This is a genomic window from Xanthomonas sp. D-36-1, assembly GCF_017746155.1.
Taxonomy (GTDB): Bacteria; Pseudomonadota; Gammaproteobacteria; order Xanthomonadales; family Xanthomonadaceae; genus Xanthomonas; species Xanthomonas cissicola.
In genome coordinates this window covers 1-12,190 of record NZ_JAGHWR010000068.1, presented here as the reverse complement: position 1 = coordinate 12,190, position 12,190 = coordinate 1, and the positions used below count along the sequence as shown (strand labels likewise).

At 65.7% G+C, this 12,190-nt stretch carries 17 protein-coding genes and 2 pseudogenes; 7 read left to right on the top strand and 12 right to left on the bottom strand.

Going from position 1 to position 12,190, the window contains the following annotated elements; genetic code table 11:
- Window positions 1-95: 95 nt before the first annotated feature.
- Window positions 96-265: pseudogene (locus tag J7367_RS17390) on the bottom strand (glutathione S-transferase N-terminal domain-containing protein); the annotation flags it as partial.
- A gap of 163 nt (window positions 266-428) precedes the next feature.
- Entirely contained in the window at window positions 429-659 is a 231-nt protein-coding gene (locus J7367_RS17385; protein ID WP_033481426.1) for a hypothetical protein, read from the bottom strand.
- A gap of 203 nt (window positions 660-862) precedes the next feature.
- Between J7367_RS17385 and J7367_RS17380 the strand changes: the two are divergent.
- The 5 genes and pseudogenes from J7367_RS17380 to J7367_RS17360 all read left to right on the top strand — a co-directional run.
- A pseudogene (locus J7367_RS17380) lies at window positions 863-981 on the top strand (zinc-binding alcohol dehydrogenase family protein); the annotation flags it as partial.
- 258 nt (window positions 982-1,239) lie between these two features.
- Entirely contained in the window at window positions 1,240-2,772 is a 1,533-nt protein-coding gene (gene rmuC, locus J7367_RS17375; protein ID WP_176214975.1) for a DNA recombination protein RmuC, read from the top strand.
- Between the two features lie 195 nt (window positions 2,773-2,967).
- Window positions 2,968-3,372, top strand: coding sequence for a hypothetical protein (locus J7367_RS17370; protein WP_176214976.1), 405 nt, complete (start codon window positions 2,968-2,970; stop codon window positions 3,370-3,372).
- 152 nt (window positions 3,373-3,524) lie between these two features.
- Window positions 3,525-4,070 (top strand): glutathione peroxidase, encoded by a 546-nt coding sequence (locus J7367_RS17365; protein ID WP_007968256.1) that lies wholly within the window; start codon window positions 3,525-3,527, stop codon window positions 4,068-4,070.
- Between the two features lie 3 nt (window positions 4,071-4,073).
- On the top strand, window positions 4,074-4,454 hold the full coding sequence (locus tag J7367_RS17360; RefSeq protein WP_057664153.1) for a hypothetical protein: 381 nt from the start codon (window positions 4,074-4,076) through the stop codon (window positions 4,452-4,454).
- A gap of 131 nt (window positions 4,455-4,585) precedes the next feature.
- Here the strand turns inward: J7367_RS17360 and J7367_RS17355 are convergent, their stop codons facing one another.
- From J7367_RS17355 to J7367_RS17330, 6 genes are read right to left on the bottom strand one after another with little or no spacing between them, the layout of a single operon-like run.
- Complete coding sequence (locus tag J7367_RS17355) at window positions 4,586-5,641, bottom strand: VacJ family lipoprotein (protein WP_057664156.1); 1,056 nt, start codon at window positions 5,639-5,641, stop codon at window positions 4,586-4,588.
- A gap of 10 nt (window positions 5,642-5,651) precedes the next feature.
- Window positions 5,652-5,942 (bottom strand): STAS domain-containing protein, encoded by a 291-nt coding sequence (locus J7367_RS17350; RefSeq protein WP_022560466.1) that lies wholly within the window; start codon window positions 5,940-5,942, stop codon window positions 5,652-5,654.
- Complete coding sequence (locus J7367_RS17345) at window positions 5,932-6,594, bottom strand: ABC transporter substrate-binding protein (protein ID WP_003482305.1); 663 nt, start codon at window positions 6,592-6,594, stop codon at window positions 5,932-5,934. Before J7367_RS17345 ends, J7367_RS17350 begins: the two co-directional genes overlap by 11 nt.
- Window positions 6,591-7,136 (bottom strand): outer membrane lipid asymmetry maintenance protein MlaD, encoded by a 546-nt coding sequence (gene mlaD, locus J7367_RS17340; RefSeq protein WP_005912377.1) that lies wholly within the window; start codon window positions 7,134-7,136, stop codon window positions 6,591-6,593. The genes J7367_RS17345 and mlaD overlap by 4 nt, the downstream gene beginning before the upstream one ends.
- An 11-nt stretch (window positions 7,137-7,147) precedes the next feature.
- Window positions 7,148-7,897, bottom strand: a complete 750-nt coding sequence (locus J7367_RS17335) for an MlaE family lipid ABC transporter permease subunit (RefSeq protein ID WP_003482308.1) — start codon at window positions 7,895-7,897, stop codon at window positions 7,148-7,150.
- On the bottom strand, window positions 7,897-8,691 hold the full coding sequence (locus J7367_RS17330; protein ID WP_007971131.1) for an ATP-binding cassette domain-containing protein: 795 nt from the start codon (window positions 8,689-8,691) through the stop codon (window positions 7,897-7,899). Before J7367_RS17330 ends, J7367_RS17335 begins: the two co-directional genes overlap by 1 nt.
- Before the next feature lie 383 nt (window positions 8,692-9,074).
- On the opposite strand from J7367_RS17330, the gene J7367_RS17325 reads away from it, so the two are divergent.
- Window positions 9,075-9,362, top strand: coding sequence for a hypothetical protein (locus tag J7367_RS17325; protein ID WP_011257259.1), 288 nt, complete (start codon window positions 9,075-9,077; stop codon window positions 9,360-9,362).
- Between the two features lie 18 nt (window positions 9,363-9,380).
- On the opposite strand, the gene J7367_RS17320 is transcribed toward J7367_RS17325, so the two are convergent.
- The 4 genes from J7367_RS17320 to J7367_RS17305 all read right to left on the bottom strand — a co-directional run bounded on the left by J7367_RS17320 (window position 9,381) and on the right by J7367_RS17305 (window position 11,687).
- A complete protein-coding gene (locus J7367_RS17320) occupies window positions 9,381-9,938 on the bottom strand; it encodes a GNAT family N-acetyltransferase (protein WP_057664159.1) in 558 nt (185 codons plus the stop codon).
- Window positions 9,939-9,942: 4 nt separating this feature from the next.
- Window positions 9,943-10,479 (bottom strand): tail fiber protein, encoded by a 537-nt coding sequence (locus J7367_RS17315; protein WP_007968268.1) that lies wholly within the window; start codon window positions 10,477-10,479, stop codon window positions 9,943-9,945.
- A 60-nt stretch (window positions 10,480-10,539) separates the two neighbouring features.
- Window positions 10,540-11,067, bottom strand: coding sequence for a tail fiber protein (locus J7367_RS17310; protein ID WP_007968270.1), 528 nt, complete (start codon window positions 11,065-11,067; stop codon window positions 10,540-10,542).
- 68 nt (window positions 11,068-11,135) lie between these two features.
- Window positions 11,136-11,687, bottom strand: coding sequence for a tail fiber protein (locus J7367_RS17305; protein ID WP_007968272.1), 552 nt, complete (start codon window positions 11,685-11,687; stop codon window positions 11,136-11,138).
- 260 nt (window positions 11,688-11,947) lie between these two features.
- Between J7367_RS17305 and J7367_RS17300 the strand changes: the two genes are divergently transcribed.
- A complete protein-coding gene (locus tag J7367_RS17300) occupies window positions 11,948-12,172 on the top strand; it encodes a hypothetical protein (protein WP_057664162.1) in 225 nt (74 codons plus the stop codon).
- Window positions 12,173-12,190: the final 18 nt, after the last annotated feature.

Here is a 12,190-nt window from a genome sequence, read left to right as displayed (position 1 = left end):
TCACCGAACGTCAGCTGCATGGATGAATCCTCTACATAAGGCGATAGTGTCGCGCATCTGCGGTGAGTTGATCAGACCTTCCCTAGTGCGCCGTCGCGGATCACCGGCACCAGCGCATTGGGATTGAGCGCGCGAAATTCCGGCGTCTGCACCGATGCAAAGCCGCTGCCATATGCGACAGCGTGTAGTCCAGCCCCAGCTCATCGCACAACCACAACACTTTGCGCACATTGATCGAGCACGGCTTTCCGTAGATCTCCAGCATGTGTTCCTCGGTGACACGCGTGATGGCTGGCAGTTGGCGGCGGTGATACGCGCTGCAGGCAACGCCGCACGCGCATGATGCAGCGAGCGCAGCCGTCTGCATCCACGCACGCTGCGGCGAATGGCAGAGCGCGGTGCATTCTCACCGCTGCACTCCTGCGCCGCTACAGCTCGATCTTGCCCGCGTATGCATCGCGCACGGTCTGGCTGATGTAGGTGCTCAGCCCGCGGCCGGCCGTGGCGAGCCGCTGCATGGTCGCGACCACCTCGGCGCCCGCGCTGTCGGCGGTATACACATAGGTCTCGCCGCTGCGAAAGCGCACGGCGATGGCGTCGTCGGCCAGCGCGTAGGCCACCACGCCCGAGTGGCCGTTGCGATTGCCATAGCGCTGCATGCGAACCGGGCTGGGTGCGGTCATGCCGGCAGGCTAGAGCCGCCGCAGTGATGGGCGCTTCAACGAACACGGCAATGACGCGCGCAGCAGCACCGCACGCCATGCGACATCGAACAGGTGCGTTGGCCATTTCAGCGTCATGGCGCAGCCGCGCAGCCATCATCCGCGCACCGAAAACGCGAAGGCCGCTGCAATGGCACGTGCCCGGCGATGCGGTGTACGACGCCGGCGCGCTGACCCGCCCGGGCACAATGCGCAATTTCACCTGGTGGACGAGTGCCTGGTCGGGCGCAAGTCGGCCACGCTCGATGACGCTGCGGCTGGGAGCACTACGGCCGCATCACCGCCGGCAACCTGCGCCGTGCCCACGGCAAGCTGGTGCTGGAAGGTTTCTGAGCGCAGACGCCTCACCCACGACAGCGACCTGGCATGGCCGCTGTCGTGCAGCTGCACCCAGCAGCGCTGGCGCGCGAGCGCCGCTGGCCAAGCTCCGCGACGCAGCTGTTGCGACAAGCACCGCTACACTGCGTACATGTCATCCCAATCTCTGATCCTTCTCGGGCTGCTCGTCGTAGTCCTCGTGTTGCAGCTGCTGGCGCTGCTGCGACGTCCGTCCACCACCGCGCTGGAGCATGCGCTGCGCGCCGAACAGCGCGATGGTCGCGGCGAACTGCGCGAGCAACTCGAAGGCCTGGCGCGGCAGCAGGACGCCCGCCTGGAAACCTTCGCGCGCAACCTCGCCGAACTGTCCACGCGCACCGACCAACGCCTGGACCTGCTGCGCGACGCGCTCGGCGAAGATGCCCGCAAGGCGCGCGAAGAAAGCGGTCTTGCGCAACAACGCATCGGCGAACTGCTGACCCTGCGGCTGACCGAACTGCGCACCCAGCTCGAAGGTTTCGGCCAGCAACAGGAAACCCGCATCCAGGTGTTCGGCCAGCAACTGGGCGAACTGATGGCGCGCACCGACACCCACATGGCCGCGCTGCGCGAAGCGCTGGCCGAAGACGCGCGCAAGGGGCGCCAGGAAGCCGGGCAATCGCAACAGCGTTTCACCGAAGCGCTGGGCCTGCGCTTGAACGAACTCACCCAGCGCAACGAACTGCGCATCGGCGAGATGCGCGCCACGCTCGAGCAGCAGTTGGCCAATCTGCAACACGACAACGCCAGCAAGCTCGAGTTGATGCGCGCCACCGTCGATGAAAAATTGCAGACCACGCTCAACACGCGTCTGGATGCCTCGTTCAAGCTGGTCTCCGAACGGCTGGAACAGGTGCAGCGCGGCCTGGGCGAAATGCAGCAGCTGGCCACCGGCGTGGGCGACCTCAAGCGCGTGCTCACCAACGTCAAGGACCGCGGTGGCTGGGGCGAAGTGCAGCTGGACAACATCCTCGAGCAAACGCTGACGATGGAGCAGTACGCGCGCGGCGTACGGGTCAAGCCCGACAGTGCCGAAGCGGTGGATTTCGCCATCCGCCTGCCCGGACGCGGCGACGAGAAGGTGGTGTGGCTGCCGGTGGACGCCAAGTTCCCGCGCGAGGACTACGAACGCCTGATCGATGCGCAGGAAAAGGGCGATCTCGACGCGATCAAGCAGTCGACCGCGCAACTGGAACGCGCCATCCGCATCCAGGCCAAGTCGATCAGCGACAAGTACGTCTGCCCGCCGCACACCACCGACTTCGCGGTGATGTTTCTGCCCACCGAAGGGCTGTATGCCGAAGTGATCCGCCGTGCCGGCCTGGTCGATCTGCTGCAGCGCGAGCACCGCGTGGTGCTGGCCGGCCCCACCACGTTCACCGCCTTGCTCAACAGCCTGCAGATGGGTTTTCGCACGTTGGCGATCGAAAAGCGCTCCAGCGAGGTCTGGCAGGTGCTGGGCGCGGTGAAGAGCGAGTTCGGCAAGTTCGCCGGCATTCTCGAAAAGGCCGAGCGGCAGATCAGCACCGTCGGCAAGAGCCTGGGCGAAGCCAGCCGCAAGACCCGCACCATCGAACGCCGCCTGCGCGGGGTGGAAACACTGGCCGGCGATCAGTCGCAGGCGTTGCTGGACGATGGCAGCGACGACACCGGCACCAGCAGCGAAGACGATAGCAACGACGAGCAGGCGTGATCCGGCTGCAGGCGGTGATGCATGGCGTCCGCGCGACAGCACAACGTAGGAGCGCATCCGGGCGCGATGAAGCGTTATCGGTAAAAGCTGGTCGCGCCCGGGGTGCGCTCCTACGAATGCAGGTCTTCGGCATGTTCTCTTGCGCCGATAGACCGCACATCACGCAGACATCGCCACCGCGATGCTTGCTCCCACCTGGTTCAAGACGAGATGCTCAACATGGCGACCCGATGGATCCACGCAGGGCTCTGCGCGCTGCTGCTGACCGCATGCAGCACTGGTCCGGTAACCAGGCCGGCTGCCGCGGCGAACGCTCCGCCGCCACCGCACACCGTCTCCGCCGATGCCGCCGAATGCACGGCGAAGGGTGGACAACTGCGGCCGGTCGGCCGCATGCAGATTCCGCGCTGCATCGTGCCGTACGCCGATGCCGGCAAGACCTGCACCGACAACAGCGATTGCAGCGGCGACTGCCTGGCCATCAGCATCGTGCCGACCGGCGCGGCGGCCGCCGGTATCTGTCAGCGCGACAGCGATCGCTTCGGTTGCCGCCAGACGGTGGTCGGCGGCAAGGGCCAGGCGGCGCTCTGCATCGATTGATGGCTTCGAAGATGGCCGAGCGCGTGGACGGCCGGTCAGCCGATCGGCCCGCGGACGTCGTTGCAGACAACGGCCAGCAGCGTGAGCCAGCGGCATCGCTCGCCTCACCGTGGCCGTTTATGCTCTGGGCTCTCCCTGCCCAGGACGCATCGATGAGCCAGACGCTATACGACATCCCCGTGACCCGCATCGATGGCCAGCCCACCACCTTGGCGGACTATCGCGGCAAGGTGATGCTGGTGGTGAACGTCGCCTCCAAGTGCGGCCTGACCCCGCAGTACGAAGGGCTGGAAGCGTTGTATCGCGACAAGCGCGCACAGGGCCTGGAAGTGCTGGCGTTTCCGGCCAACGACTTCAACGGCCAGGAGCCGGGCAGCGAAGCGGAGATCGCGCAGTTCTGCCAGCTCACCTACGACGTCACCTTCCCGATGTTTGCCAAGATCGCCGTCACTGGCGACCACGCGCACCCGCTGTATCAGGCACTGACCAGCACGCATCCGCACACCACCGGCGACGGTCCGATGCGCGAGAAACTTGCCGGCTACGGCATCGCCCCCAACCCCGCGCCGGGCGTGGTGTGGAACTTCGAAAAATTCCTGATCGGCCGCGACGGCAAGATCATCGACCGCTTCGCCCCGGACATCCCCGCCGACGATGCGCGCCTGCGTCAGGCGATCGATACGGCGTTGGCTGGCTAGTGCGTGGCCGAGTCAGCGCCAACGTTGGCTGTACTACTGCAGTCGCTGACGCCTGACGAAGTGCGCTTCATTGCCCAGCGCGACGACGGCCAGGACGCAGAGCGGCACTCACAGGCGCTTGCATCCGTGGTTGCGCGCGGTGGCCGGTTCGAGCAGGGCGAGGAGTGGTACCCGTATGAGGTCGTCGAGTTGGGCGCCCACATCCTTGTGCCGGGCCATGCGCGTGAGTTTGCGATCTGTACGCTATTGGTGATCGCCGCGGTGGCGGACGGGTTTGATCTGTCCACCACACTCGCTGACAAGTTCCAGGATCGTGCTGACGACTATGCCAAGCTGCCGCCGGATCTCCAGCAGGCGATTCTGGAGGCGTACGCCGCCACGTGATATTCCCGGCAGGACTGTAGTTCAGCCTCCCTGCCGCTACCGCCGACCAGCAGGCCCGCAAGAGAGCAGCGACAAAAAAGCCCGGGATCTCCCGGGCTTTGACCCTCGTCGCTGACCAACTCCCCGACCGCTCAACGTACCCAGCTCGGGATCGGCATGGCGTTACCCGGCACGGTATTGTCCTTGTCGTCGCGCAGGTATTCCGGCAGCTCGTTGTTCTTTTCGCGATGGCTCCGCAGGTCGCGGGTGATCTGGTAATTGCGTCGCTGCATCCACGCATCGCGGGTCAGCGCGTATTCGTCCGGCGCCTGGTCGCGCAACGAATCCAGCGACATCAGCTGCGCGCGCGTGTCCACCAGCTGCAAGCCCTGCAGGGCAAAGCGCGTACCGCCGTCGTCCACCTGGCGAATCCACGACAGCGGAATATCGCCCGCCAGCCCGAAGGTGTCGCGTACGGTGCGCGGCCCGAACAACGGCAGCTCGAAGTAACGCGAGTTACGCCAGCCCCACGCGCCCAGCGTCTGGCCGAAGTCTTCGCTGCGCCGCGGGATACCGGCCGCCGAGGCGGGGTCGAACAGCCCAGCCACACCCAGGGTGCTGTTCATCACAAAGCGCCCCAGCGACTGCATTGCATGGACCGGGTGGCCTTGCAGCAGCTGGTTGACCATGGTCAGCGGCGTGCCCAGGTTGTAGAAGAAGTTGGTCACGCCCAGGCGCGCCGGGCTCGGCACCACCTTGGTGTAGGCCGTCGCCAACGGACGCGCCACGCCGCGGTCCACCGCCATATTGAAGCGGTGTATGCCGCGGTTGTAGCGCTCCCACGGGTCGTATGCCGGCGCCGCGCCCAGTTGTGCCGGCGCACCGTTGGCGCCTGCTTGCGGGGTGGTCGGGCCATACAGTGCGTCGAAGTCGCTTTCGGCATCGGTGGGCGCGCCTGCAGCGGCGGTGTCGGCGCCCGCAGCGGCTTGCGGATCGGCAGGAGCAGCAGCGCTTGCCGGCAGCGCATCCGGGGCGGCCATCCCGGACGCGGCTGGCTGCGCGGTCATTCCGGCATCGTCGCGTACCGGCGCGTCGGCCGCAGGCGCGATGGCGGTACCGCCCGACGGCGGTGCGGATTTGGGCGCCTGGCTGGCGCAGGCACCCAGCAGCAGGCTGGCCAACAACGGAAGAGAACGGAACTGGGTCATGGGCTGGCGCTCAGGCCTGAAAATCGAGAGTGGGGGACAACCGGTAAGCGGCGCGCAATTCGTCCAGACCTGACGCCTCGCCGACCACTTCGCCGCTGCCGGCTTGACGCAACCGGGCAGCCAGTTCGGCCAGCATCGCCACGCCGGCACTGTCCAGGCGTTGTACACCCGACAGGTCCAGCGTGCGCGCGCCATCCAGCTGTGCGATCGCCTGCGGCCAGGCCGCGGTGACCGCCGCACGGTCGAGCACGCCGGTGATGACCAGCGTGTCGCCCGTGCGTTGCACGGTGTTAGTTGCCATTGGCCGGTGCCGCACCGACTTGCAGGTTGCCACTACGCAGCTCGGCGGCCACCTTGGCGATGCCCTTCTCGCGCAGCGGGCCGTCGAACTGGGTCTTGAAGGTCTGCACGTAGGAGATGCCTTCGATCATCACGTCGAAAATCTTCCACTGGCCGCCGGTATTGCGCATCAGGTAATCGACCGGGGTCGGGTCGTTGCCGGCACGCAGCAGGTCGGTGGACACCTTGACGCCGCGGTTGCCCGGCAGCGCGCTTTCGGACTTGGCGCGGAAGGTCGGCTTGCCTTCGAAATTCAGCAGCGCGGTGCCATAACGCTGCATCAGGTTGTCGGCCAGCGCATCGGCAAACAGCTTGACGTCGGCATCGGAGGCGCCGCGGCCATGCACACCCAGCACCAGACGGGCCGAGTAGTCGCGGTCGAAAGCCTTGTTCAACTCGCCGTTGATGAACTGACGCAGCGCCGCCGGATTGCTGCGGAACTCCGCACGGCGCTGGTCCAGCGTGCTCAGGATGCGGGTGCTGCTGTCGATGACGGTCTTGGTCGCCGCGCCCTGCGCAGGCGCGCTGGCAGCGGCCGGCTGCGCCAGCACGGTTGCCGGTGCGCACACCAGCAGGGTCGAGGCCAGGACGGCAGAAAGCACAGTGGTCTTCATTGGTGTGGTTCCGTAGAGGGAGGAGCGGTTTGGGCAGGCGCAGGCGCCTGGCCGTTGGCGGCGGCCGGGGCATTGCTGCCGCCACCGCCACCACTGAACATGTATTTGCCGACCAGCTGCAGCAGATCCACCGCCGGCTGGGTGAAGCCGATTTCGTCGCCCGGCTTGAGGGTGTCCGGGTCGCCGCCCGGCTGCAGCCCGATATAACTCTCGCCCAGCAAGCCGCTGGTGAAGATGCCGGCCGAGGTGTCGGCAGGCAGGTCCTTGTACTTGGTATCCAGCGACAGGGTCACGATCGAATCGAACTTGGTCGGGTCCAGGCTGATGTCGGCCACCTTGCCGATGGTCACGCCGCCGATCTTCACCGGTGCCTGCGCGCGCAACTGGCCAATCTGGCTGAAGCGGGCGGTCAGCGTGTACTGGCTGGAGCCAAAGCCCCAGCGCTGGTTGGTCGAGGCCACCGCCAGCACCAGCAGCGAGGCCAGGGTCAGCAGCAAAAAGGCGCCGACGGCGAATTCGAGTCGTGGTCCACGCATGGCCATAGTTATTCCACTCACCTAAACAACATTGCAGAAAGGACGAAGTTGAACATCAGCACCAGCAACGAGGCGTTCACCACCGCGCGGGTGGTGGCGACCGAGGTGCCTTCGATGGTCGGTTCGGCATGGAAGCCCACGTAGGCGGCAACCAGTGCCGCGGTGCCGCCGAAGATCGCCGACTTGAGCATCGCCACGCCGAAGTCGTCCCAGAAGTCCACGCTATTGCTCAGCCCCGACCAGAACGTGCCGTTGTCGATGCCCAGCACATGCACCGCTTCGAAATAGCCCCCGGTGATGGCCAGCGAACAGAACACGCCGGTCAACAGCGGCACCGTCAGCACCGCCGCCCAGAAGCGCGGCGCCACTGCCTTGGCCACCGGGTCGATGGCCATCAGTTCCAGCGCCTTGATCTGGTCGGTGGCGCGCATCAGACCGAGCTCGGCGGCGATCGAACTGCCGGCGCGGCCGATGAACAACAAGGCGGTCAGCACCGGCGCCAGTTCGCGATACAGCGACAGGCCCAACAGCGTGGACAACGCATCCGATGCACCGTAGGTGGTGAGCGTGCGATAGCCCTGCAAGGTCAGCACCAGGCCGACGAAGGCGCCGCCCACCGCAATGATCGGCAACGAGCGCGCACCGACCTTGTAGATCTCGCGCACCAGTTCGGCGATGAAATCGCGCGTGGGCAGCGAGCCACGCAGCACCGTCAGCGAAAACAGGCCGGCGCGGCCGAAGGCGCGAATGGAATCGGCGAAGGCCATCAGGCAGCACTCCGGTCGCGGCGCGGGGTGGCATCGAAGGCGATCGGGCCGTCCGGCTGGCCATGCAGGAATTGCTGCACCAGCGGGTCAGTGCTGTCTTGCAGCTGCGCAGGCGTGCCGGCGAACACGATGCCGCCATTGGCGATCACCACCGCCTGGTCGCAGATCGGCAGCGTCTCGTGCACATGGTGGCTGACGATGATGCTGGTCAGGCCCAGGCTGTCGTTGAGACGCTGGATCAGGCTCATGATCACCCCCGAGGCGATCGGGTCCAGCCCGGTCAGCGGCTCGTCGTAGATCATCAGCGGCGGGTCCAGTGCCAGCGCGCGCGCCAGTGCCACGCGCCGCGCCATGCCGCCGGACAACTCGCGCGGCCAGGCATCGGCTGCGGCCAGCAGGCCGACTGCATGCAGCTTCATCTGGACCAGGCGCTGCAGCACCGCTGCCGGCAACCGCGTGTGGGTGCGCAGTGGCAGCGCGACGTTCTCGGCCACGCTGAGGTCGGTGAGCAGGCCATTGCCCTGCAGCAGCACACCGACGTTGCGACGCATCTCCAGCAGCGCGCGGTTGCCGGTGGGAATGGGATTGCCGAACAGCGTGACCGTGCCGGCGACCGGGCGCAGCTCGCCGGTCAGCGCCGCCAGCATGGTGGATTTGCCGCTACCGGACGGACCGAGCACGGCCGTGATGCTGCCGCGTGGCACCTCCAGCGACACATCGCGCAGGATCGTGCGCCCGCCGCGATCGATGCGGACACCGGACAACTGCACGACAGGGGAAGCGGAAGCCGTCATCGGTGCCTTTAACAAAATTACAACGCGATAGAGTAGCCCGCGCACCGCTGAACATAACCAGACTGGCGCGTGCAGTATTGTCGCATTCACCGAGCGGCGATGTGCGGGTTGCGCGTCGCTGTCTGCGTAACAGCGTGTCCTGCAACGCAACCAGGCCACACGCAGGCGAGCGGGATCAAGAACGTACGCCGCAGTAGGGACGTAAGCGACCGTTGCCAAGGCGCGCGGTGTTTACCTGCAGATTGGCCCGTGCGCTGTCGTCGTCTTGCCTGGCGCTGTTGCAACGATCTGCCGAGCACGTCGCGTTGTCGGCAGCGGCATCTTGTCGAACCGGCCACAAAACGTGACGATCCATGGCTACTTCGTCGCTACAGGAATCTTGCATGGAGTTGCTGACGCTTGAACACTTCGCCGGTAGCGTCAACGAAACCTTTGCTGCCGCATTGAATGAGGGCGAGGTGCCGTTCGTGCTGGTGGAAGCGCGGCCCTTGCAGCATGCGCGCAATTCGCAACGTGCACCGTTTTCGTTGCTGTTTCGCAATGGCTCGGCCTTTTTGTTTCCACAGCAGACCTATCAGATGCGACATGCGCGGCTCGGCGAGATCGGTATCTTCCTGGTGCCGGTGGCACGCGAGCGCGACGGGTTCTTGTATCAAGCCGTATTCAATTGAACACGGCCAGTTGCTCGTTCAGCTGAGTAGGTGATCGCGCGGATGCCAGTGCATCTGCAGATGGGTCTGGGTGCTGTCGCCTGCAACGAATCCGAGGCGGGCATACAGGCGTTGCGCGGAGGGGTTGGCGTGCAGCACGTGCAGTGCCAACACGCAGGCGGTCTCGCGCGCCAGTGCCTGCGCATGTGCAATCAATTGCGAGCCGACGCCTCGCCCACGCCAGTCCGGCAGCAGGCTGATATCGACCAGCGTGTGGTGCGCGCCGGCGCGGTGCAGATAGAGCCGGCCGATCGATAGACCTTTGGCCTGCACGATCAGAAAGTCCGCATCGGCAAACTGCTGCCGGTAATGCGCGCGTTGCAGGGCGAACTGCTGCTGCAGGAAGGCGCGCTTGGTCGCTTCCGGCCACGGCACCGGTGCCAGCTCGTCGCGACGCGTGCTGGCGTACAGATCCTGCAACCAGGGCAGATCGGCATCCCGCTCCCCACGCAGGGTAATGGCGTGCACACCCGGTAACCTGGTCTGGCTTGCGTCGGCGGATGCCTTCACGACCTCGCTGGAAAGCAGGCGTGTCATGACATCAACTGAAGACAGGGTAGTCGCCGGACAGCGCGATGCAGAAGTTCAGCGCCAGATACGGCTGCCGGTTCTCGTGTGCCAGGGCGTTGCCGGTGGGCAGCAGCATGGCCGGGGAGAACTGCTGGTTCGGGGCGACCGCCAGGAACGGACGCTCGTTGGTGAGATTCAGCGACGACAACGCGGCACCGCTGGCAGGGGCACCGGTCTTCTTGGTCGCGTCCGCCTGCGAGAACGCATTGACGCCGTGCTGGTGCATCGGGATCTCCGTACTCGACAGGCTCACCCCTGCGGAGCCGAAATTGCTGCCTAGCGTGTGCGGAGTCAGCCCCGGGCCCGGGCCCTGCTGGCAGCCGGCACGCGCGCTGAAGTTCGGCAGCTGGAAGGTGCTGCTGCCGTTGCCGCCGTAGGCCACGCCGAGCAGCGAGTACAGCGCGCTGTTCTGCGTGATCGGCAGGATGGCGCCATTGCACAGGGCCCAGCCATACGGGTTGTAGTCGAAGCCAAACAGCTGGATTTCGCCGAGATAGGGTTCGGTCATGAGCGGATTCCTCCGGTGGAGCGGATGCGTGCCGCAGCCATGTCGGCGCGGCGCATGGGATCAGGCTTGCTGCGGAAAGATGCCGGTGGTGGCGATGCAGTACTGCACCGTCAGCGTCGGCATCGTGTTGTCGTGCGGCTGGTTGCCGCCGGCGTACGAGGTGCTCTGCCCGGACATCGCCACCATGCTGGCGCCGGTGAGGTCGTTGGCATAGAACACAGCGCCATTGACCGCGCCGGGTAGCAGCCCGGCAGGCGCCGGCGCAGTCGCCGCCGCGGTGGTGGCCTGCGCAGTGTGCGTATGCGCCGGCATCTGCAGATCGGTCAACGTGACCGTCTCGGTGCCGGCACTCTGGGCGAGCACGTAGTTGCCGAGGCCTGGCCCCTGGCCTTGATGGATCGGCAGGCGGCCACGCAGGTCCGGAACCGCGAAGGTGCTGGTGCCGTTGCCGCCGTAGGCGGTGCCGAGCAGGACGTACAACGGCTCGTATTCGGAGATCTGCAGCAACGAGCCGTCGCACGCCTGCCAGCCCTGGGGCGTGCGGCCGAAGCCGAACATGCGGATTTCGCCGATGAAGGGAGTACCCATGAGATGCTTCCTGGTCGATGAGGCGCCGCGCGCGCTGACGCGCGCTGGGCGCCCGAATGCGGATGCGCCTAGCTGCGCGAAGGGAAGATGCCGGACAGCGCGATGCAGAAATTGATCGTGGTGTACGGCTGCACGTTTGGATGCGCCTGGCTGCCACCGCTGTTGGCGATGGTGGACTGCGCCAGGGGCACCATCGCGCCGGGGGCGGCGTACAGCGCGTGTGGCGTTCCCGGACCAGGACTGACGACGTTGTTCGCGAACAGGCGACCGGAGGGCGCCCGGTTGTCGCCGTTGCCACTGCTGCAATCCATCAGGTGTGTGTGCGGAGGCAGGTTGTCGCTCACCAGCGTCACCGTCTCCGCGCCAGCGGCCTGACCCATCGGCAGCGCAGACGGCTGCCAGCTCGGATCGGCCGACGGGCCATAGCCCATCGGCGTGCGACCGCGCAGGTCTGGCAGTGCAAAGTTGGTCCTGCCGTCACCGCCGAAACGGGTACTAAGCAGACTGAACAGGGCCTGGTTCTGATTGATCGGCAGCAATTGCCCATTGCACTGCGCGAAGTACTTCGGCGCGAACGCATAACCGCTCAGCATGATCTGACCAATGAAAAACTCGCTCATCCAGATGTCCTGCGTAAGTGACCCGTCGACCAGATGTCGGGGGGGTCCTCTAGAGATACCCGGCAGTCAGGGGCGCGGCAAGCCGCGCTGCACCAGAACTGGGATGAAGTATTAATTTTTTGTTCTTTAACTGGCAGTCAGTTCCTGTTCAAATGGTACGGCAGCGCAGAGCTATGCCATGAAAGGCATCGAAGCGCTGAGCTGAGGCACCAGGACCGTTGCCGACGCCATCGGGGTGGCGTGTCTAAGGGGATAACACGATGTATACGAATTGCACCGGCGCGGGCAGCGTGCGCCTGGCCCTACGTTGGCTGATGGCGGTGATGCTGTTGGCGACCTCTCATGTCGCGATGGCCGCCTATTGCACCAGTCCACAGAGCGCAACCGTCAATTCCGGTGGGTCGGTGACGTTCGACGTCAGTAACTGCGATGGCCCCGACAACTTCGGCATGAGCGATGGTGCACAACCGTCGCACGGTAGCTAGTCCGCCCTGAACAACTCG

What these genes read in the sequence shown, in the direction of transcription:
- mlaD (WP_005912377.1), bottom strand. Translation starts at nt 7,136, where the DNA reads ATGGCCATGCGTGGACCACGACTCGAATTCGCCGTCGGCGCCTTTTTG.
- J7367_RS17325 (WP_011257259.1), top strand. Translation starts at nt 9,075, where the DNA reads ATGGAGTTGCTGACGCTTGAACACTTCGCCGGTAGCGTCAACGAAACC.
- J7367_RS17365 (WP_007968256.1), top strand. Translation starts at nt 3,525, where the DNA reads ATGAGCCAGACGCTATACGACATCCCCGTGACCCGCATCGATGGCCAG.
- J7367_RS17305 (WP_007968272.1), bottom strand. Translation starts at nt 11,687, where the DNA reads ATGAGCGAGTTTTTCATTGGTCAGATCATGCTGAGCGGTTATGCGTTC.
- J7367_RS17385 (WP_033481426.1), bottom strand. Translation starts at nt 659, where the DNA reads ATGCAGCGCTATGGCAATCGCAACGGCCACTCGGGCGTGGTGGCCTAC.
- J7367_RS17355 (WP_057664156.1), bottom strand. Translation starts at nt 5,641, where the DNA reads ATGACCCAGTTCCGTTCTCTTCCGTTGTTGGCCAGCCTGCTGCTGGGT.
- J7367_RS17310 (WP_007968270.1), bottom strand. Translation starts at nt 11,067, where the DNA reads ATGGGTACTCCCTTCATCGGCGAAATCCGCATGTTCGGCTTCGGCCGC.
- J7367_RS17315 (WP_007968268.1), bottom strand. Translation starts at nt 10,479, where the DNA reads ATGACCGAACCCTATCTCGGCGAAATCCAGCTGTTTGGCTTCGACTAC.
- J7367_RS17335 (WP_003482308.1), bottom strand. Translation starts at nt 7,897, where the DNA reads ATGGCCTTCGCCGATTCCATTCGCGCCTTCGGCCGCGCCGGCCTGTTT.
- J7367_RS17350 (WP_022560466.1), bottom strand. Translation starts at nt 5,942, where the DNA reads ATGGCAACTAACACCGTGCAACGCACGGGCGACACGCTGGTCATCACC.
- J7367_RS17300 (WP_057664162.1), top strand. Translation starts at nt 11,948, where the DNA reads ATGTATACGAATTGCACCGGCGCGGGCAGCGTGCGCCTGGCCCTACGT.
- J7367_RS17320 (WP_057664159.1), bottom strand. Translation starts at nt 9,938, where the DNA reads ATGACACGCCTGCTTTCCAGCGAGGTCGTGAAGGCATCCGCCGACGCA.
- J7367_RS17345 (WP_003482305.1), bottom strand. Translation starts at nt 6,594, where the DNA reads ATGAAGACCACTGTGCTTTCTGCCGTCCTGGCCTCGACCCTGCTGGTG.
- J7367_RS17330 (WP_007971131.1), bottom strand. Translation starts at nt 8,691, where the DNA reads ATGACGGCTTCCGCTTCCCCTGTCGTGCAGTTGTCCGGTGTCCGCATC.